This window comes from Micromonospora maritima (assembly GCF_902825405.1).
GTDB lineage: Bacteria > Actinomycetota > Actinomycetes > Mycobacteriales > Micromonosporaceae > Micromonospora > Micromonospora maritima.
This window is the reverse complement of the sequence record NZ_CADEAU010000055.1, coordinates 1-18211: the sequence shown is the minus strand read 5'-3', so window position 1 is coordinate 18211 and position 18211 is coordinate 1. Positions and strand designations below refer to the sequence as shown.

Genomic DNA, 18211 nt, shown 5'->3' with positions numbered 1-18211 from the left:
AGCCAGAGGCCGCGGAGCACCTGCCGCCACGGGCCGGCGGTGACGGCCCGGGTCAGCACCACGCCGTCACCACCCGGCAGCGCCCGCGCCTCGACCAGCCGGCGTTCCCCGTCGACCAGCCGCCGGCCGGAGACGTTCTTGCCGGCGGAGACCCGGGTGACCAGCGGCGCGGGCAGGCCGGGGCGGTCGACCCGGCCGCCCCGGATCACGTACACCTCGATCTGCTGCTGGCGGAGCTGCCGGATGAGCCGGTCCCCGGCGCTGTCGCGCTGACGTACCGCCCGGACGCGGAGCACCTCGGCGGCGAGCCGGGCCTGCGCGGCCAGCGCCTCCTGGTCCCGGCGCTCGGCGCCGCGTACCGCCAGGGGGACCGCGACAAGCGCGGTGACCAGCACCGACACCAGCGCGACCGCGCAGGTGACGAGCACCGCGCGGGCGGTGAGCGTGTGCGCGCTGCGGCGGCGGACGGGTGGCGTCGGCGGGCCGACGAGCGGCAGCGCGACGGTGGGGTGGTCAGGCATCGGCCGCGTACCCGACGCCACGGTGGGTGCGGATCACGCTGTCCGGGCCGAGCTTCGCCCGGACCTGCGCCACGTGCACGTCGACGGTGCGGGTGCCGGCGTGCGCCGCGTACCCCCAGACGCCGGCCAGCAGTTCCTCCCGGGTGAAGACCCGGCCGGGGCGGGACATCAGGTGGGCGAGCAGGTCGAACTCGGTGGAGGTGAGCTGCACCGGCGTACCACCGGCGGTGACCGTGCGGCGGGCCGGGTCGAGGACGACCGCGCCGAGCACGCGTGGTCGCTCGGCGGTGGCCGGCGTGCCCGACGTGCGGCGCAGCACCGCACGGACCCGGGCGACCAGTTCGCGCGGGCTGAACGGCTTGGTGACGTAGTCGTCCGCGCCCAACTCCAGCCCGACCACCCGGTCCACCTCGTCGTCGCGGGCGGTGAGGAAGATGACGGGCGTCCAGTCACCCGCCGCCCGCAGCCGCCGGCAGATCTCGGTGCCGGCCAGGCCGGGCAGCGCGATGTCGAGCACGCAGGCCACCGGGCGCAGGCGCCGCGCGGCGGCGAGCCCGGCCTCGCCGTCCCGTTCCAGGTGTACGCCGAAGCCGTCCCGGGTCAGGTAGAGCCGAACCAGGTCGGCGATGGCGGGCTCGTCCTCCACGACGAGGACGAGCCCGCGTTGCGCGGCATCGACGGTCACCAGCCCATGATGACCGCTCGCTGGTCCCCGGGAAGGTCAGGGGAACGTTCGGGTCAGGTAAGAAGAACGTCAGCGTGCCGGCGCCGGCTGGAGACCGGCGGGCCGAGCGGCGGCCGGGGAGTCACCGATGGTGGCGACGAGCCGTTCCGCGGGCGTCCGCAGCCGGGTACGGAAGGCGTGGTTGAGCAGCGCGTCGAGCTGCCACACCTGCTTCGGGTGGTGGGTGCGGATGAGGAACCGCTCCCGGACGCCGTCGATCGCGGTGGCCGCCAGCTCCAGGCTGTGCGCCCGCGGGTCGGGGCTCCAGGTGACGTTGCTCAGCTCCCGCAGCTCGGTGTTGAGGTGGAGACGGAGCCGGTGCAGCACCCGGGTCTGCCGGGTGACCACCAGCCGACGGTGGGTGAGGAGCATCAGGTACTCGCCGCCGACCGGATGGTCCGGGCGGCTGCACCGGGTGACCAGGATGGTGGCGTCACCGGAGCCGACGCACCGGCGGAACACCGGCATGTGGCGGGTGACGGTCTGGGTGGCCAGACCGGTCTCGGCGGCGGCCGGAAGGAACGTTCGCGAGAACACGTCCATGCCCGGTGCAACGAGCCGTTGACCAGGGGTGATATGGGTCACGCCGAAATTTTGGAAGTTCCACCCGTGCAAATCGCACCCGGGGTGCGACGTCGTCCGCTCCGGCTCAGAGGAGCTCGACGACCGTGGCGTTGGCCATGCCGCCGCCCTCGCACATGGTCTGCAGGCCGTAGCGGATGCCGTTGTCCCGCATGTGCTGGAGCATCGTCGTCATGATCCGCGCACCGGACCCGCCGAGCGGGTGGCCGAGCGCGATCGCCCCGCCCCGGGGGTTGAGCCGCTCCGGGTCGGCCTCCGTCTCGGCCAGCCAGGCCAGCGGCACCGGGGCGAACGCCTCGTTCACCTCGTACACCCCGATCTCCTCGATGCCCAGCCCCGCGCGGCGCAGCGCCTTCGCGGTGGCCGGGATGGGCGCGGTGAGCATGGCGACCGGGTCGTCGGCGGCGACCACGGCGGTGTGCACCCGGGCGAGCGGACGCAGGCCGTGCCGGCTGGCCCACTCGCTGGTGGTCACCGCGAGCGCGGCGGCGCCGTCGGAGATCTGCGACGCGGACCCGGCGGTGACCACGCCGTCGGGGCGGAACGGGGTGGCCAGCTCGCCGAGCTTGGCCAGCGACGTGTCGCGGCGGATGCCCTCGTCGGCGGCGAACTTGCCGCCGTCGGCGAGCGCCACCGGCGCCAGCTCCGGGTCGAACGCGCCGGCGTCCTGCGCGGCGGCCGCCTTCTCGTGGCTGGCCAGCGCGAACTCGTCCAACTGGGTACGCGAGAACCGCCACCGCTGCGCGATCAGCTCAGCGCCGACGCCCTGGTTGAACGGCAGCGGCGAGTCCTCGGCGACCCCCTCGACCCCGCGGTAGCGCTCCAGGATCGCCGGGCTGAACGGCATCCCGCCGGCGACGCTGGAGCCCATCGGCACCCGGGTCATCGACTCGACCCCACCGGCGACGACCAGGTCCGCCTGGCCGGACAGGACGGTGGCGGCGGCGAAGTGCAGCGCCTGCTGGCTGGAGCCGCACTGCCGGTCGAGCGTGGTGCCGGGGACCGACTCCGGCCAACCGGCGGCCAGCACCGCGTTGCGCGCCACGTTCCAGGACTGCTCACCCACCTGCGACACGCAGCCCCACACCACGTCGTCGACCTGGCCGGGGTCGATGCCGGTGCGCTCGGCGAGCGCGCGCAGCACGTGCGCCGACAGGTCGACCGGGTGCACACCGGCGAGGCTGCCCTTGCGCCGCCCGACCGGGGTCCGCACCGCACCGACGATGACCGCGTCACTCATGTCTACTCCCCGGTAACCTCGCTTGCCCCGATCCTACGTGCTGACCCGACCGGTCGTCCTCCCCCGCTTCGCGGACGCCGACGGCTGGCATGCTGGGTGGGTGGATCCACAGTCGTCACCGGCCCGGCAGTGGCGGGTGCCACGCGCGTCGCCCGTGGTCAAGGCGCTCGGCGCGCTGCTCCTGCTGGCCCTGGGCCTGCTGCTCGCCGCCGGGGACCCGGTCCGCCCGGCGCTCGCCGGCCTGGCCGCCGCCGGGCTGCTCGCCTGGGCGCTGCGCGACGTCGTCGCGCCGGTCCGGCTCGCCGTGGACCAGGAGGGGATCACCGTGATCCGGGGGTTCGCCGGGCGTCGCCGGCTGCCCTGGGCGACCGTGGAGGCGATCCGGCTGGACCGGCGCAGCCGCCGCGGGCTCACCGCCGAGACGCTGGAGATCGACGCCGGGGAGTCGCTGCACCTGTACGGCCGGCGCGACCTGGACGCGCCGCTGGACGAGGTGGCCGCCGCGCTCACCGCCGCCCGCGCCGCCGCGCGCTGAGCCGCACACCGATCGATGCAGGCCGGGCCGGGGCAAGCCGGGCCGGGCCGGGCGACGGAAGGGTGGTGGCAGCCGCCGGAGCGGGAGCGTCCAGGGACGGACCATCGCTGAAAAGCGATATACCGCCTGGTCATATTTATGACTGAGCGGTATATCGCTCTCTGGTCCACTGCCGCCCGAGACACGACACGCCCGAAGGGCCACACCCGAAGGGCCGCATCACGGCCTCGAAGACGACCTGCCCGCGGGCAGGCGCGACGGGTCAGCCGAGCAGCGTGGCGGTGCGGACGACGGCCAGGCCGATCAGGGCGACCAGCAGGATCGCGCCGCCCGCCGCCTGGAAGACGGTCCGTCGCATCCGCGGGGCGTACGCCAGGATCAGGGCCATCACCGCGCCGACCACCAGCCCACCGAGGTGCCCGGCCACGGAGATGCCCGGCACGGTGAAGGTGAAGATCAGGTTGATCACCAGGATCGGCACGATCGCCGAGGTGTCCCGGCCCAGCCGGCGCATGATGACGAAGATGGCGGCGAACAGGCCGAAGATGGCCGTCGACGCGCCGACGGCGGGCTGGTTCGGGGCGCTGAAGAGATAGACCGCCACGTTGCCGCCGAGCCCGGCGATCAGGTAGAGCGCCAGGAAGCGCAGCGGCCCGAGCACCGCCTCCAGGGTCCGGCCGAGCACCCAGAGCGCCCACATGTTGAGCAGCAGGTGCACCAGGCCGTAGTGCAGGAACATCGCGGTGACCAGGCGGTACCACTGGCCCTCGGCCACCCCGCCGACCGTGCCGTCGGGGAACATCGCCTGGCCGAGCACGGCGCCCCAGTTGGTCAGCGGCGTCGAGCCACCCATCAGGCCACCGAAGCCGGAACCGCCCGCGGCCGCGTCACCGCCCCGGTCGGAGGCGATGGAGATCAGCATGACCAGCACGTTCAGCGCGATCAGGGCCTTGGTGACGTACCCCTCGCGGCCGGCGGCACCGCCTCCGAAGGCGGTGCGCGCCGGCCGCACGGTGCGGCGTCCCTCGGCGACGCACTCCGGGCACTGGTGGCCCACGGAGGCGTCCCGCATGCACTCCGGGCAGATCGGCCGGTCACAGCGGGTGCACCGGATGTACGTCTCCCGATCGGGATGCCGGTAGCAGACCGGAGTGGTCGGCACCGGCCCCTCGGTGGCGTCACCTGCCTGCCCGGAGCGCTCAGTCATGCGAGCAAAGGTACCCGCGTGACGCTCAGGACGGCTGCCGCTCGATCTCGACCCGCTCGATCACCACGTCCTGCAGCGGCCGGTCGCTCGGCCCGGTCGGGGTGTTGGCGATCGAGTCGACCACCTTCGCGGACTGCTCGTCGGCCACCTGACCGAAGATGGTGTGCCGGTTGTTGAGGTGCGGGGTCGGGCCCACGGTGATGAAGAACTGCGAGCCGTTGGTGCCCGGACCGGCGTTCGCCATGGCCAACAGGTACGGCCGGTCGAAGCGCAGCTCCGGGTGGAACTCGTCGGCGAACGTGTAGCCCGGGCCGCCGCGCCCGGTGCCGGTCGGGTCGCCCATCTGGACCATGAAGCCGCTGATCACGCGGTGCGAGACGGTGCCGTCGTAGTAGGGCCCGCTGCCCGGCTGACCGGTCCGCGGGTCGGTGTACTCCCGGGTGCCCTCGGCCAGCTCCACGAAGTTGCGGACGGTCTTCGGCGCGTGGTTCGGGAAGAGCTCCAGCCGGATCGGGCCGGCGTTGGTGTGCAAGGTGGCGTAGACAGCCTCGGCCACGGGTACTCCTCACTCGTTGGTCAGTTCCTTGCGGATCCTCCCATGTGCCCGATCTGGCCATGCGGAGGCATCCGAAGGTGGAGGATGACGAAGGAACAACTCCCAGGAGGTGGGACCGTGTTTGGAATCGGGCGGCGAAAGACCCAGGGCCAGCTCGCGAAGGCCGAGCTGAACCAGGGCATCGGTCACCTGCGGCAGGCCGCCACGCACGCGGCGAAGGGTGCCGGGGCCACTGTCGGTCCGCGGGTCCAGGCAGCCCGGGTCGCCGTCGCACCCACCGCCGTCCTGGTCCGGGATCGGGCATCGAGCGGGGTCGCGTCGAGCGTCGCCGCTCTCGCCCCGGTGGTCCTGGCCGTGCGCAACGCGCGGGCCGAGGCCGCCGGCAAGGCGTCGACCGGTCGCCGGGCCGTGGCGGCGAAGCAGTCCGCGATGACGAAGAAGGCGAAGAACATGAAGGTGGGCAAGAAGAAGCAGCGCAGGTCGCGGGGCATGACCACCGGCCTGCTGATCGCCGGCACGGTGGCCGGCCTGGCCGGGGCGATGGCCATGCGCCGCCGCCGCGAGCAGCAGGAGTGGGCCGAGTACGACCCGACCGGCACGCTCGGCACGACCGGCCAGGACAAGCTGGAGCCGATGCGCGAGGGCGTGGACACGATCGTGGTGGAGACCCCGGACGCGAGCGCGAAGGTGACCCAGGCCGGCCCGACCGGCGCCGGCAGCTCCGCCGTGGCCAACGGCAGCAGCTCGTCGACCACCGCCCCCGCCGGTGACCCGGTGATCCACCCGAACAGCAAGGTCCCCTCGGTGGCCGAGGGCGCTCGGGACGTCAGCGGCCGTCCGGCCGACGACATCACCAAGGCCACGCAGAACGGTCGGAGCGCCGCCAAGGCCAGCGGTCGCCGCTGAGCCGGAACCGGCCGTCGGAGCAGCGCCGGCACGTGGGCACGTCCCGCGTGGCCGGCGCCTCCGCGTCCGGACCGCCCGCCGCCCTCAGAGCCAGCCGTTGCGGCGGAACCAGCGGTAGAGGACGAACGACAGGGCCAGGTTGACGGCCCAGATGCCCGGATAGCCGTACGTCCACTTCAACTCGGGCATGTTGTCGAAGTTCATGCCGTAGATGCCGGCGATCGCCGTCCACACCGCACCGATCGCGGCCCAGGCGGCGATCTTGCGCATGTCGTTGTTCTGGTCGACGGTGACCTGCGCCAGCCGGGCCTGGAGGATCGAGTTGAGCAGGTCGTCGTAGGAGTTCACCTGCTCGACCGTGCGGCTGAGGTGGTCCTGCACGTCCCGGAAGTAGCGGCGTACCTCCTGCGGGACGGCGCGGTTGACCTGGGAGGTGAGCGTGAGCAGCGGGCGCTGCAACGGCACCACCGCACGCTTGAACTCGACCAGCTCCCGCTTCATCTGGTAGATCCGCTGGATCCGGCCGCTGCTCTGGCGGTCGAAGACGTCCGCCTCCAGCACGTCGAGGTCGTCCTCCAGCCGGTCGGCGACCTCCAGGTAGAGGTCGACCACCCGGTCGGTGATCGCGTACGCGACCGCCCACGGCCCCTGCCGGAGCAGGTCCCGCTTGGCCTCCAGGTCGGCCCGGACCGGCGAGAGCCGGCAGGCGTCGCCGTGCCGGACGCTGATCACGAAGTTCGGCCCGATGAAGAGCATCACCTGACCGGTCTCCACCACCTCGGAGTTCTCGGTCAGCTCGGTGTGCTCGCAGTAGCGGGCGGTGCGCAGCACCAGGAAGACGATCTCCCCGAAGTGCTCCAGCTTGGGGCGCTGCTCGGCCTTGACCGCGTCCTCCACGGCCAGCTCGTGCAGCCCGAAGGTGGCGGCGATCTCGGTCATCTCGGTCAGGTCCGGCTCGTGCAGGCCGAGCCAGACGAAGCCGTCCCGCTCCCGGCGGGCCGCGGCCAGGGCCTCGGCGTACTGCGGGCGGCCCGGCCGACGCTCGCCGTCGACGTAGAGCCCGCAGTCGACGATGCCGCTGCGGCCGGGACCGGCCGGCTGGGGCGTACGCGGGGAGCCGTCGGCGTTGAGGATGCGGGACATCGCGCGCACCGGGGCGGCCCAGGCGCGTGGCCGGACTGCCCGGCCGCCGTCCTCCCCGGCGGTGCGGTCGCGTGCCACCCGGTCCGTCATCTCTCGCCCCCTCTCCTCGAAGCTGCGGCTTGCAGGTTACGCCGACCGGGAGCGGGCGCTACACGGGCGGACGCGGGCGCGGGCACGCGGCTGCGACGGGGGTCACGCGGTGTGGCGCCGGGCGGGCCGGGCCGCGTCAGGGGGGTGAGGGGCGACACGGCCCACCCGGCACCCCTTGGGGGCGGGAGTGATGCCTGGGCGCGCCGTCGGCCCGGGCCCGGGGCGGCCGGTTGGCGCCCGGGAGTGCGGGCCGGTCACCAGGAAAAGGTGAGCGGCGCTCGCAGCATTGTGGGCCGCCGGCCGGCCCAGCGGGAGAGCCGAGCCGGCCGGCAGGGCCGTTCTGTCAAAAACCCGACAGAAAACTAGCCGCGAACCGCCGCCATCGCCTCAGCGAGCCGCCGAACACCCTCGTCGATCCGGTCCGCCGTCACGGCGGAGTACGCCAACCGCAGCGCGTGCCGGCCGCCGTCGACCATGAAGTCGCTGCCCTTCACCACCGCGACGCCGCGCTCGGCGGCGGCCGGCGCCAGCCGGTCGACCTCGACGTCCTCCGGCAGCTCGACCCAGAGGAAGTAGCCACCGTCCGGCTCGACGAACCGGGCCTCCGGGATGTGCCGGCGCAGCGACTCGGCCAGCACCGTGGCGCGCTCGCCGAGCGCCGTGCGGACCGTCCGGATCGACTGCTCGATCGACCCGGAGACGCAGAACTGGTGCACGATCGCCTGGGCCACCATGCCCGGCGAGATGTAGAGGTTGGTGGCCCGCTTGGCGATCGCCGCGATCAGCTCCGCCGGGCCGACCAGGTAGCCGACCCGGACGCCGGGGCAGACCGTCTTGGTGAAGCTGGACGCGTGCACCACCACGCCGCGGCTGTCCATCGACAGCATCGAGGGCAGCGGCTCGCCCCGGAAGCGGATGTCCGCGTACGGGTCGTCCTCGAAGATCGTGAACTCGTACTCGGCGGCGAGGTCGAGCAGCTCACGGCGCTTCTCCAGGGAGAGCGTCACGCCGGCCGGGTTCTGGTAGTTCGGGATCACGTGGGCCAGCTTCGGCCGGACCCCGGACTCCAGGAGCTTGCGCAGCTCGGCGGTGTCCAGGCCGTCCGGCTGGATGGTCACGCCGTGCACCTCGCCGCCCATCTGCTGGAGGTTGAGCAGCGTGCGGTCGTACGTGGGGCGCTCGACCACCACCGCGTCGCCGCGCCGCACCAGGTGGTCGAAGAGGAACGCGTCGGCCTGCAGCGAGCCGTTCGTGACCAGCACCTGGTCCGCCTCGACACCGTGCTTCTCGGCGATCCAGCGGCGGAGGGGCGGGTAACCGACGGAGGTGCCGTACGCCGTGACCCCGGCGGGGTCGGCGTCGAAGGCGCGGACGGCGGCGGCCTTGAGCCCCTCGACATCGACGATGTCCAGCGAAGGAGCCCCACGGGCGAAGGAGATCAGCTGCTCGGCGGTCATGCGCAGAGCCTAGGGCCTGCATCAGGCGGCCCGACCGGCATACACGCGAAGTTCAACATGCGGGCAGAACTCGGTGGGCCGGCCGTACCGTTTCGGCCCCCGTACTTGTTGTCCACTCGCCCGACCGGCCAAGATGGTGCGGTCCGGGCGGCGGGCACCCGCCGGCCGCCCGTCGACATCAGACAAGGTGGTGGATGGCAAGGTGTCCGACGACATCGACCGGCTCGACGATCAGGCCTTCGCGCGGTGGCTGGCCGGCCGCGCCGGCGAGGCGCTGACCGCGCTGCGCGCCGGCCAGGGCTTCGCCGACCCGCGGGCGCTCAAGGACGCCGGCGACCAGGCCTCGCACGAGCTGATGCTGGCCGCGTTGACCCGCTACCGGCCGGCCGACGCGGTGCTCTCGGAGGAGCAGGCGGACTCCCGACAGGACTTCTCCACCGGCGACCGGGCGGCCCGCCTCGACGCCGACCGGGTGTGGATCATCGACCCGCTGGACGGCACCCGGGAGTTCTCCGAGGAGGGGCGCACCGACTGGGCCGTCCACGTGGCTCTCTGGGAACGCTCGGCCGGCCCGGACGGCGGCCTGACCGCCGGCGCCGTCGGCATGCCGGCGCGGACCGGCCCGGACGGCACCCCGCTGATCCTGGGCACGGGCGAGCCCACGCCCGCCGCCGTCGACGGTCCGCTGCGGATCGCGGTCAGCCGCAGCCGGCCGCCCGCGTTCGTCCCCCAGCTCATCGAGGACCTCGGCGCGGAGGCGGTGCCGATGGGCTCCGCCGGCGTCAAGGTCTGCGCGGTGGTGACCGGCCAGGCCGACGCGTACGTGCACGCCGGCGGTCAGTACGAGTGGGACTCCGCCGCCCCGGTGGCGGTGGCGCTCGGTGCCGGGATGCACGCGTCCCGGATCGACGGGTCGCCGCTGCGCTACAACGCCGCCAACCCCCGCCTGCCCGACCTGCTCGTCTGCCGGCCGGAGCACGCCGAGCAGCTGCTGAAGGCCATCGACCGGCTGCTGTGACGGTCACCGCACCGGCCCGCCGCCTCGCTCGTTGCACTACGAGGTGAAGCCGGCGCTGAGCCGGGAGACAGCCGACACGCCGATCCGGAGGAGGATCATGGGACTCGGACCGTCGATCGCCCCTGTCCGCGATGCCCATCCGGCCCCACCCCCGCCTCCGGGGCGGCGGCCCCGCCGCCTCTACCGGCGCGGCTGGCTGGTCGCCGTCACCGCGACCGTCGTCCTGCTCAGCACGACCGTCGCCGTCGCCGTCACCCAGGAGCGGGAACCCGCGCGGCAGCCGGCCCCGGAGGCGAACGGGCCGGGAAGCGTCGCGTCCACGCCCAGCGCGGCGGCCTCCCTCTCCGCCCGGCCGACCGGCGGGGTCGCCGGGCTCGGCGCCAACCCGAGCCTCTCGCCCGGCCAGTCCCCGTCGGCGAAGCCCGGCTTCCAGCCGTTCCCGGCGCCCCGGGCCACCCTGCCCGGAGCGAGCATCCACCTGGTCGGCGGCGAGAGCTTCAGCGCCGGGGTGGCCCGTTCCGACCGCACCTACGGACCGCTGCGGATGGTCCGGGTGTTCTACCCGGGTCTGCCGCCCGCCTGGTCGGGCAGCCGCGCCGACGTGGTCAACCGGACCGTGGTGGTCTCCTTCAAGGCCCCGCCGGCGGAGGTCGCGGCCGGCAAGCACGACGCCCGGCTGACGCAGTGGTTCGCCTCGATCCCGCGCGACCACGACGTCTACTGGTCGTACTTCCACGAGCCGGAGAACGACGTCGAGAGCGGCAACTACACCACCGCCCAGTTCCGGGCCGCCTGGCGCCGGGTGGCCGGCCTCGCCGACCGGGCCCAGAACCCGCGGCTGCGGGCGACGCTGATCCTGATGTGCTGGACGCTGAACCCGAACTCCCGGCGCAGCTTCACCGACTACTACCCGGGCGGCGACGTCGTCGACGTGCTCGGTTGGGACTGCTACAACAGCGGCGGCAAGTACAACCGCTACACCGAGCCGGCCAAGGTCTTCGGGCCGATGATCAGCAAGTCGAAGGAGCTCGGCAAGCCCTGGGGGCTCGCCGAGACCGGCAGCGTGCGGATCGCCGGGGACAGCGGCACCGGACGCGCCGCCTGGATCCGGTCGATGAGCACCTACCTGAACGGGCAGCGCCCGCTCTGGGTGGCGTACTACGACTACCAGGTGTCCGGCGGAGACTTCCGGCTCACCGACCAGCCGAGCAAGGACGCCTGGCGCGCCTGGTGCTCGGCGTCCGCCTGAGCAGTTCCGGTCAGATGCCCCGGCCGCGCTTGTGCAGCGTACGCAGGACGCGGTCGGGGTCCACGGCCTTGCTGGCCACGGCGAGCGCCAGGTAGGCGCGGGCCTCCTTCGGGTTGCCGGCCAGCGTGCGGCGGGCCCAGCGGACGGCCTCCCGGCGGTTGCCCATCGCGGCCTGGGCGAAGGCGATCTGCCCGGCGACCCGGGCCTCGCCCGCCGGCACCGTGGCGAACTCGGGGTAGCGCTCCAGCAGCCACTGCAACGCGGTGGAGATGGTCTCCCACCGCTGGGCGAAGTACGACCGCTTGTGCCAGCGCACCGTCACGTACGGCTCGGTCAGGTTGACCAGCGGCGCGTGCCGGGCGGCCCGGAGCAGGAACTCGTAGTCCTCCGCGTAGCTGCCCGGGATCTCCTCGTCGACCAGCCCGATCGCGTCGACGAGCGCGTCCCGCCGGATCAGGAACGTGGACGGGTGCAGCTCGGTGTGCCGGTCCCGCAGCAGCGACGCCAGCGGCACCCGGTCCATCGTCAGCGAGCGGTCGACCTGGCGACCGTCGTAGTCGACCCGGATGCCGCAGCTGACGAACGCACCGTCCGCCGTCGACTCCAACGCGGCGACCTGGGCGGCCAGCTTGCCCGGCAGCCACTCGTCGTCGTCGTCGCAGAACGCCACCAGCTCACCCCGCGCGGCCAGGATGCCGGTGTTGCGGGCACCCGCGAGGCCGGGGGTACGGCTGTTCGTGATCACCCGGATCCGGGGGTCCTCGGCCAGGGTGAGGTCGGGCTCGGACTGGTCGTAGACGACCACCACGTCGATCCCGCCCGGGTAGTCCTGGCCCAGGATCGCGTCGAGGGCGGCGCGTAGCAGCACCGGCCGGTCCCGGGTCGGGACCACGGCGGTCACCTGCGGTGGGTTGCTCCCGGTCACGACGCCTCCGTGCTGTTGGTTCGGCCACCGCCGAGGTATCCGTAGCGCAGGCGCAGGGGCAGCGTCGCGGCGCTGACCACGGCCCGGCTGCGCGTCGGCAGGTTCTCCCGCCAGGCGTTGTCCGGTCGCACCTTCAGCGGACCCGCGCTGAACCGCAGCGGGTTGCCGGCGATGCTGTGCGCCCGGACCAGCGGCATCGGCGGCTCGTCGAGGACCCGCAGCGCGTCCGGGGTGTCGGTCAGGCCGGCGAACCGGCGTACCCGGGTGACGGTGCCGCGCGGGTCGGCGGTGAAGTCCTCGTAGCGCAGCCGGACCACCGGCGCCCGCTGGGCGAGCAGGTGGAACGCGGCGTTCTGCGCGGTCCACAGGCTGCTCACCGTGAACGGGGAGAAGGTCGGCATGAAGGCCTCGCCGTCCACCACCTCGGGCCGGCGGACCTGCTTGGCCCAGGAGTAGGCGACCGCCCGGCTGTCCCGGACCAGGTGCACCACCCGCAGGTCGAGATCCGGCGCCCACCGCAGGGCGAACGCCGTCGAGGCGTGCTTGCTGGAGTCCACCACCACCTCGGCACCGGTGACCTCGGTCGCCGCCCGGTAGATGCGGGTGTAGAGGTCGGCGTACCGACGCACGGCGGCCAACTGCTCGGCCGGCAGGTCACCCCGGGCCAGCTGGGGGATGTGCCGGGTCCGGTCGACCTCGGCCTTGAGCGCCAGCACCTCGTCCCGGTCGACCGCGTGCCAGCCGCCGAACGCGTGGTCGCCGACCTGCTGCCAGAAGCCGCAGACCGTGAAGCGCTCGCCACAGCCGCAGCGTTCGTCGCCACCGAGGGCCCGCTCCCAGAGGTGCACCACCTCGCCCACGGCACAGACGTCGGGGTGCTGGGCGAGGATCAGCTCCAGCAGGGTGGAGCCGCTGCGTCCGAGGCCGCCGACGAAGAGCACACGGACCGGCGCGGTCACCGCCACCACCGGCGTCGTCCCGACGCACGCTGGCGTACCAGGTCCTCGACGATCTGGCCGACCCGCGCCGCCGCGGCGGCGCGGGGGTCGGGGCGGTCCGGGTCGGCGTCCAGCCGGAAGGTCGACGGGTCGACGAGCGCCTTGTCGAGCGCATCGACCAGGTCGGCCTCGGTCTCGACCAGCCGCACCATGCCGGCGGAGCCGAGCCGGCGGGAGAAGAGCTGCTGGTGGTTGTCGACGTGCTCGTGGTGGGCGGGGTCGCGCGGGACCACGATCGGCAGGTGGCCGTTGCGCCGGGCCTCGGTGATGGTGGCCGGCCCGCCGTGGCAGACCACCACGTCGGCCTCGGCGATCGCCCGCTGCAACTCGTCGTGGGCCAGGAACGGCACCGCGTCCGGCAGGTTCGGCGGGGTGCTGCTGCCGTACTGGAGGACCAGCCGGACCTGTCGCGGACCGTCGGCGCGGGCGGTCCACCAGCGCTCCAGCCAGCCGACCAGCCGGTCGAACTTGTGCACGTCGGTGCCGACCATGACCAGCACGGTGTCCGGCTCCGGTTCGGTCTGCCGCTGCCGGGGGATGAAGGAGGTCACAGCAGATTCCCCACCACGGTGCCGTCGGGGTAGAAGCGGCGTTGCTCCTCCCACTGCACCAGCATCGCCGAGAGGAACGGGCGGCAGAGCCGGGCGGTGAGCGTGGGGCTGTCGATCCGGTCGTACACCTCGATGTAGACGGTGGGGATCCCGCGCAGTCGCGCCATCACGACGAACGGCAGCGCGACACCGGCGCCGGTGGTGACCACCGCGTCGACGTTGCGGCGCTTGAGCGTCCGGACCGCGAGCAGCATGTTCCGGGCCAGGTTCTTCACGTTGCGGGTGGTCGGGTGGTAGGCCCACACGACCTGCTCCCCGTCGAGCAGCGAACGCGCGTCCGGGGTGTCGAAGGTCACCCAGGAACGCGCGCGGTTGCGGTACCAGGGTGCGAGCGCCAGCAGCTGGGCAAGGTGCCCGCCACTGGAACCCACGAGCATGACTTCACCGGGCTCCACGTCTCCAACCGCCTCCCCACCACACACCCGTGCCACTTCCGTGGGACGGTCAGCTGAGCGCCGGAACAATCTAACGGCACCGCACGCGGAACAGAAGTGGGAGTCACGATTCACGTCCTGCCGGCCGGATTCCTTCACGCATTCCGCCAATCCCCGGCTCCTCCGATCGCGCCTACACTGCCGCTTGACATCCACCGGGGACGAGGAGAAGCGATCGATGACGGCCCAGCAGCCAGCGGACGGTTCCGGGGCGGGCGCTCCGTCCGGCACCGACCGGGTGACGGTGCTCTACGTCTGCGGGATGCCGCGCAGCGGTTCCACCCTGCTCGACCTGATGCTCGGCCAGTTCGTCGACCACTGCGACGTCGGCGAGCTGTTCTACCTCTGGCAGTCCGGGGTGGAACGGAACTTCCGCTGCGCCTGCGGGGAGCACTTCGACGAGTGCCCGTTCTGGGGTGAGGTCGGCCGGCGCGCGTACGGCGGCTGGGCGAACATCGACGTGCAGGAGGTACGCGCCCTGCAACGTCGGGTCGACGCCACCGGCAAGGTGCCGATGATCAAGGGGGCCCGGGTCGTGCCGGGCTTCCGGCAGGACCTGGAGCGCTACACCGCCCTGATCACCAAGCTCTACCGGGCGATCGCCGACGTGTCCGGCGCCAAGGTGGTGGTCGACTCGACCAAACGCCCCTCGCTGGCGTACATCCTGGCCCGTGCGCCGGAGATCGACCTGCGGCTGGTGCACATCCTCCGCGACCCGCGTGGGGTGGCCTACTCCTGGAGCCAGCTCGTCGAGCTGCCCGAGGGCACCTCCACCAAGGGCCGGATGAACCAGCGCTCGGCCCGGCTGACCGCCCGGCGCTGGGTCACCGTCAACGCGATGATCTCGTCGCTCGCCCGGTCCGGCGTCCCGCGGGTGGTCGTCCGGTACGAGGACCTGGTCCGCGACCCCCGGGCTGAGCTGGGCCGGATCGCCGCGCTCACGGCCGACGTGACCGGGCAGGTCGACCCGCTGTCGTTCCTGCACGGCACCGAGTTCGAGCAGGCCGGGTCGCACGCGGTCGCAGGCGGACGGATCCGGATGCGCTCCGGGCCGATCGCGCTCAGCCTGGACGAGAAGTGGCGTCGGGAGTACGCGCCCGGCCGCCGCCGGATGGTCGGCGCGATGACCTGGCCGTTGCGTCGGCGGTACGACTACCGCTGAGCGGCCGGTCCGGCGGGCCGGTCACCGGCCCGCCGGAGTCGGTCAGGCCCTCGGGGTCGCCGCCGCGGCCAGGTGGGCGTCGAGGACGTCGAGCAGTTCCGGGTTGCGCTCGTAGTCGAACTTGCGGGCGAAGTGGGCGCCGCTGGCCAGCGCCCGGGGCAGATCGTCGGCGGTGAGCGACTTCGGGTGGTTGAACGTGCTGTTCCGGAAGTCGAAGTAGCGCTTGCAGTCGGGCACCAGGTTGAACCGGTCCGCGCTGCACACGATGGTCTGGAAGACCGCCTCCACCGGGGAGAGGCAGTGTCGGAAGTAGTCGACCACGTCCGGCCGCCGGTCGAAGTACTCCCGCAGGTAGGCCACCACCGGCCAGGTCAGCGACGAGAACGCCGATCCGCCGTGCAGCCGCAGGTCGGGCCCGAACGGAGTGCGGGCCCGCCGGCCCACCACCAGCCCGTACGACACGTGCACCCGCATCAGCGGCTGGATCCGGTTGACCGCCTGCACCGGCCGGAGCAGCTTCTTGGCCCGCGGGCTGAGCCCGCGCAGCCGGCGGTGCTGGAAGTGGTAGCGGGACCGGACCCGACGTTGCGGCCAGTGGCTCTCCGGGCCGAACGCGTCCCAGTACTCCATGAACCCGTCGGCGCCGGAGGCGACCAGTTCGGCCTCCGCCTGGTCGAGCGGACGGATCGGGTAGTCCTGACCGGTGATGTTCACCAGCCAGTCGACCTGAACACCCTCACCGTTCAGCCAGTCCACGGCCGCCATGTAGCGATCGACGTGACTGAAGTCGCCATAACCACCCTCGTGGTACTGGACCGTCACGTCGCGTAGTGTGCGCAGCTCGGAGAGGTCGAGCGGAGCCCCGTTCACGTCATGGCTGATGTGCACGATACTGTCCGGACTGTACCGCTTCACCGCATGCACCAGCCTGGTCAGCTGGTCGGGCGAACGGTGACTCTGGATGTGATAGCAGAAGCGCACCAGTGCATTATCGTCCCGGCACCCTCCGGGCAGAAGTGGCGGACCCTCGGCGACTTCCACTCTCCGCTCCGATCAGGGAGACTCAGAATTCACCGTGGCGCGGACGTCCCACGGCTGACTGGCCGGTCCGGTCGAAAGGGAGCGACACACTCCGATGCCCTCACCTCACCGCCCCGATGTGCAGCACGACGCGGACGGGCCCACGCTGATGTCCTACCTCGAGTGGCTTCGCCGCCGGTGGTGGATCCTCGCGCTCGCCGCCCTGCTCGGCATCGGATCGGGCCTGCTCGTCACCCAACTGCAGACACCCACCTACACCTCCACCACCTCGGTGCTGGTGCGCCAGGTGGGTCCGGACGCGGTGCCGGGCACCAAGGTCAACCTCGACACCGAGGCGCAGGTGGTCCGCTCCCTGGTGGTGGCCGAGCGGGCGCGCGCCCTGCTGAAGACCAGCACCAGCAAGGAGGACCTGGTGCGGTCGCTGTCGGTCACCGTGCCGCCGAACAGCCAGGTGCTCCAGATCGCGTACGAGGGCACCACGCCGCAGGCCGCGCAGAACGGCTCGCACTCCTTCGCGCAGGCGTACCTCGACCTGCGGCTCGCCACCGCGACCAAGGCGGTGGAGAACGAGATCACCTCGATCACCCAGCAGATCGCCGAGGTCAACAAGCAGCTGACCGCGACCGCCGGCAAGATCGCCGCGGCGCCGGCCAACTCCGCCGCCCGGGCGCAGGCCGAGGCCAGCAAGCAGGTCTACACCAACCAGCTGACCCGGCTCAACGAGCGGCTCAGCCCGCTGCAGGACAACGCGCCCGACCCGGGCCAGATCATCTCCGACGCGGCCCTGCCCCGGAAGCCCAGCTCACCGAACCGCACGCTCAACCTGGCCAGCGGGATGGGCGCCGGGCTGCTCTTCGGCATCGTGCTCGCCCTGGCCCTGGACCGGCTCGACACCCGCGTCCGCCGCGGCCGCGACGTGACCGCCCGCACCGGCCTGGCGACGCTGCTGGAGCTGCCGCCGCGCGCGCCGGCGCTCAGCATCCTGCCGCCCACCCACCGGGTCTCGCGTGAACTCGGCCGGTTGCGCAACGTGCTGCTCTCGATCATGCCGGAGCCACGGCCGGGTCGCGGTCGCCAACTGCTGCTCACCGACACCTCGCCCGGTCCGGCGGCAGGTTTCGTCGCCGGCAACCTGGCCGCCGCGTACGCCCGCACCGGCGCGCAGGTCGCGGTCGTCACCACCCGGCCCGACTCTCCGCTGACCGCCATGTTCGGCGGGACGAAGCCGCGGCACACCCTCGCCGACGTGCTGCGCCACGACGTCGGCGCGCTCGCCGCGCTCACCCCCGCGTCCGGGCTGAACACGCTGCGCGTCCTGCTGCCCGGCGACCTGGACACCGACGTGGAGCTGCCGGTCGCCAGCATGCTGGCGATCCTCGACGAGCTCGCCGACCGGTTCGACCACGTGCTGATCGAGACCGCCCGGCCCACCCAGGCCGTCGAGGCGCAGGCCCTCGCCCGGCACGTCGACGGCGTGATCCTCGTGATCGAGAGCGGGCGGACCCGGAGCAGCGAGATCACCGCCGCGCTCCAGCAGTTCGAGCAGGTGGACGCGCCGGTGCTGGGCAGCGTGATGGCGCCCCGCCTGCCGGAGCAGGCCGGCGGGCAGCCTGCCGGCGGCACCCCCGCCGCCGACAACCAGCGGGACGAGCGGCGGCCGTCGCCCCGACCGCGCCCGGAGCCCGTCTTCCGTCCGGGTGGCCAGCCGACCAGCGACAGCACCATGATCCTGCCCCGGCCGGTCGGCTCGGCGTCGGGCGGTTCCGCCCCGCGCAAGCCGGCCCCGAGCCCGCGCAAGCCCGCCCCGGCCCC

General features: G+C 73.0%; 18 protein-coding genes and 1 pseudogene. 6 read left to right on the top strand and 13 right to left on the bottom strand.

Annotation, left to right across the window (positions count from 1 at the left end; translation table 11 throughout):
* The 4 genes and pseudogenes from HUW36_RS08735 to HUW36_RS08720 all read right to left on the bottom strand — a co-directional run.
* Positions 1–521 (bottom strand): annotated as a pseudogene (locus HUW36_RS08735) (two-component sensor histidine kinase); the annotation flags it as partial.
* Positions 514–1206, bottom strand: coding sequence for a response regulator transcription factor (locus HUW36_RS08730; RefSeq protein ID WP_174527660.1), 693 nt, complete (start codon positions 1204–1206; stop codon positions 514–516). The pseudogene HUW36_RS08735 and the gene HUW36_RS08730, both read right to left, overlap by 8 nt.
* 69 nt (positions 1207–1275) lie before the next feature.
* Positions 1276–1788 carry a hypothetical protein gene (locus tag HUW36_RS08725; protein WP_174527663.1) on the bottom strand — a complete coding sequence of 171 codons (513 nt, stop codon included), beginning with the start codon at positions 1786–1788 and terminating at the stop codon, positions 1276–1278.
* A gap of 106 nt (positions 1789–1894) precedes the next feature.
* Positions 1895–3067, bottom strand: a complete 1173-nt coding sequence (locus HUW36_RS08720) for a thiolase family protein (RefSeq protein ID WP_174527659.1) — start codon at positions 3065–3067, stop codon at positions 1895–1897.
* 136 nt (positions 3068–3203) lie between these two features.
* Between HUW36_RS08720 and HUW36_RS08715 the strand changes: the two genes are divergently transcribed.
* A complete protein-coding gene (locus HUW36_RS08715) occupies positions 3204–3602 on the top strand; it encodes a PH domain-containing protein (protein WP_174527662.1) in 399 nt (132 codons plus the stop codon).
* Positions 3603–3864: 262 nt separating this feature from the next.
* On the opposite strand, the gene HUW36_RS08710 is transcribed toward HUW36_RS08715, so the two are convergent.
* Both HUW36_RS08710 and HUW36_RS08705 read right to left on the bottom strand, forming a co-directional pair.
* Complete coding sequence (locus HUW36_RS08710; RefSeq protein ID WP_174527658.1) at positions 3865–4809, bottom strand: rhomboid family intramembrane serine protease; 945 nt, start codon at positions 4807–4809, stop codon at positions 3865–3867.
* 25 nt (positions 4810–4834) lie between these two features.
* The gene (locus HUW36_RS08705; RefSeq protein WP_174527657.1) at positions 4835–5365 is read right to left on the bottom strand and encodes a peptidylprolyl isomerase; all 531 of its coding nucleotides are present in this window, start codon (positions 5363–5365) and stop codon (positions 4835–4837) included.
* An 84-nt stretch (positions 5366–5449) separates the two neighbouring features.
* Here HUW36_RS08705 and HUW36_RS08700 point away from each other — a divergent pair, with 84 nt between their 5' ends.
* Entirely contained in the window at positions 5450–6271 is an 822-nt protein-coding gene (locus HUW36_RS08700) for a hypothetical protein (protein WP_174527656.1), read from the top strand.
* A gap of 84 nt (positions 6272–6355) precedes the next feature.
* Here HUW36_RS08700 and corA read toward each other — a convergent pair whose 3' ends face one another.
* Together corA and HUW36_RS08690 are read right to left on the bottom strand one after the other, a co-directional pair.
* Positions 6356–7504 carry a magnesium/cobalt transporter CorA gene (gene corA, locus HUW36_RS08695; protein ID WP_174527655.1) on the bottom strand — a complete coding sequence of 383 codons (1149 nt, stop codon included), beginning with the start codon at positions 7502–7504 and terminating at the stop codon, positions 6356–6358.
* Between the two features lie 362 nt (positions 7505–7866).
* Complete coding sequence (locus HUW36_RS08690; protein WP_174527654.1) at positions 7867–8961, bottom strand: aminotransferase-like domain-containing protein; 1095 nt, start codon at positions 8959–8961, stop codon at positions 7867–7869.
* 202 nt (positions 8962–9163) lie between these two features.
* Here HUW36_RS08690 and HUW36_RS08685 point away from each other — a divergent pair, with 202 nt between their 5' ends.
* Together HUW36_RS08685 and HUW36_RS08680 are read left to right on the top strand one after the other, a co-directional pair.
* On the top strand, positions 9164–9979 hold the full coding sequence (locus tag HUW36_RS08685) for a 3'(2'),5'-bisphosphate nucleotidase CysQ (RefSeq protein ID WP_246247996.1): 816 nt from the start codon (positions 9164–9166) through the stop codon (positions 9977–9979).
* Positions 9980–10076: 97 nt separating this feature from the next.
* Positions 10077–11228, top strand: coding sequence for a glycoside hydrolase family 26 protein (locus HUW36_RS08680; protein ID WP_174527652.1), 1152 nt, complete (start codon positions 10077–10079; stop codon positions 11226–11228).
* A gap of 10 nt (positions 11229–11238) precedes the next feature.
* Here HUW36_RS08680 and HUW36_RS08675 read toward each other — a convergent pair whose 3' ends face one another.
* The 4 genes from HUW36_RS08675 to HUW36_RS08660 are packed head-to-tail and all read right to left on the bottom strand — an operon-like array spanning position 11239 to position 14139.
* On the bottom strand, positions 11239–12153 hold the full coding sequence (locus HUW36_RS08675; RefSeq protein ID WP_174527651.1) for a glycosyltransferase family 2 protein: 915 nt from the start codon (positions 12151–12153) through the stop codon (positions 11239–11241).
* Positions 12150–13121, bottom strand: a complete 972-nt coding sequence (locus tag HUW36_RS08670; RefSeq protein ID WP_174527650.1) for a sulfotransferase — start codon at positions 13119–13121, stop codon at positions 12150–12152. The genes HUW36_RS08675 and HUW36_RS08670 overlap by 4 nt, the downstream gene beginning before the upstream one ends.
* Positions 13109–13642 carry a glycosyltransferase gene (locus tag HUW36_RS08665; protein ID WP_174527661.1) on the bottom strand — a complete coding sequence of 178 codons (534 nt, stop codon included), beginning with the start codon at positions 13640–13642 and terminating at the stop codon, positions 13109–13111. Before HUW36_RS08665 ends, HUW36_RS08670 begins: the two co-directional genes overlap by 13 nt.
* 56 nt (positions 13643–13698) lie before the next feature.
* Positions 13699–14139, bottom strand: coding sequence for a glycosyltransferase family 28 protein (locus tag HUW36_RS08660; protein ID WP_174527649.1), 441 nt, complete (start codon positions 14137–14139; stop codon positions 13699–13701).
* Positions 14140–14374: 235 nt separating this feature from the next.
* Here HUW36_RS08660 and HUW36_RS08655 point away from each other — a divergent pair, with 235 nt between their 5' ends.
* Complete coding sequence (locus tag HUW36_RS08655) at positions 14375–15358, top strand: sulfotransferase family protein (RefSeq protein ID WP_174527648.1); 984 nt, start codon at positions 14375–14377, stop codon at positions 15356–15358.
* A gap of 42 nt (positions 15359–15400) precedes the next feature.
* Here HUW36_RS08655 and HUW36_RS08650 read toward each other — a convergent pair whose 3' ends face one another.
* A complete protein-coding gene (locus HUW36_RS08650) occupies positions 15401–16228 on the bottom strand; it encodes a core-2/I-branching beta-1,6-N-acetylglucosaminyltransferase family protein (protein WP_174527647.1) in 828 nt (275 codons plus the stop codon).
* Between the two features lie 289 nt (positions 16229–16517).
* On the opposite strand from HUW36_RS08650, the gene HUW36_RS08645 reads away from it, so the two are divergent.
* The coding region (locus HUW36_RS08645; RefSeq protein WP_246247992.1) for a Wzz/FepE/Etk N-terminal domain-containing protein at positions 16518–18211 on the top strand (1694 nt) is incomplete at its 3' end.

Coding starts and splice junctions, on each gene's coding strand:
- HUW36_RS08655 (WP_174527648.1), top strand. CDS start 14,375: ATGACGGCCCAGCAGCCAGCGGACGGTTCCGGGGCGGGCGCTCCGTCC.
- HUW36_RS08725 (WP_174527663.1), bottom strand. CDS start 1,788: ATGGACGTGTTCTCGCGAACGTTCCTTCCGGCCGCCGCCGAGACCGGT.
- HUW36_RS08700 (WP_174527656.1), top strand. CDS start 5,450: ATGACGAAGGAACAACTCCCAGGAGGTGGGACCGTGTTTGGAATCGGG.
- HUW36_RS08680 (WP_174527652.1), top strand. CDS start 10,077: ATGGGACTCGGACCGTCGATCGCCCCTGTCCGCGATGCCCATCCGGCC.
- corA (WP_174527655.1), bottom strand. CDS start 7,504: ATGACGGACCGGGTGGCACGCGACCGCACCGCCGGGGAGGACGGCGGC.
- HUW36_RS08710 (WP_174527658.1), bottom strand. CDS start 4,809: ATGACTGAGCGCTCCGGGCAGGCAGGTGACGCCACCGAGGGGCCGGTG.
- HUW36_RS08665 (WP_174527661.1), bottom strand. CDS start 13,642: ATGGTCGGCACCGACGTGCACAAGTTCGACCGGCTGGTCGGCTGGCTG.
- HUW36_RS08660 (WP_174527649.1), bottom strand. CDS start 14,139: ATGCTCGTGGGTTCCAGTGGCGGGCACCTTGCCCAGCTGCTGGCGCTC.
- HUW36_RS08720 (WP_174527659.1), bottom strand. CDS start 3,067: ATGAGTGACGCGGTCATCGTCGGTGCGGTGCGGACCCCGGTCGGGCGG.
- HUW36_RS08690 (WP_174527654.1), bottom strand. CDS start 8,961: ATGACCGCCGAGCAGCTGATCTCCTTCGCCCGTGGGGCTCCTTCGCTG.